At 66.1% G+C, this 540-nt stretch carries 1 protein-coding gene; it reads right to left on the reverse strand.

Going from position 1 to position 540, the window contains the following annotated elements:
- A partial coding sequence (locus AC1DKD_RS41890) for a class II fructose-bisphosphate aldolase (protein ID WP_477144818.1) occupies positions 1 to 537 on the reverse strand: 537 nt, incomplete at its 3' end.
- Between the last annotated feature and the right edge of the window lie 3 nt (positions 538 to 540).

Consider the following 540-nt stretch of genomic DNA (forward strand, 5'->3'; position numbering starts at 1 on the left):
GCGCGCCTGCTCCGGATCGGTCAGCATCATGTCGTGCGACAGGATGCCGGCGGCGCCGACGCCGTCCTCCTCGCCGGCCTGGCCGGTTTCGAGCGAGCCCAGGCAGCCCAGTTCGCCCTCCACCGATACTCCTACGGCGTGTGCCATCTCGCACACGCGGCGGGTCACGCCGACGTTGTAATCGTAGTCCGACGGGGTCTTCATGTCTTCGCGCAGCGACCCGTCCATCATCACGCTGGTGAAGCCGGAGCGGATCGAGGCCTGGCACACCGCCGGACTGGAGCCGTGATCCTGGTGCAGCACGATGGGAATATCCGGATGTGTCTCCGCCGCCGCCAGCACCATGTGGCGCAGGTAGGCCTCGCCGGCATATTTTCGCGCGCCGGCCGAGGCCTGCAGGATGACCGGGCTGTCGGTCTCCTCGGCGGCTTCCATGATGGCGTGGATCTGCTCCAGATTATTGACGTTGAAAGCCGGCACGCCGTAGCCGAACTCTCCCGCGTGGTCGAGCAACTGGCGCAGGGATACGAGTGACATGAT

This window comes from Cupriavidus sp. 05T313 (assembly GCF_056396665.1).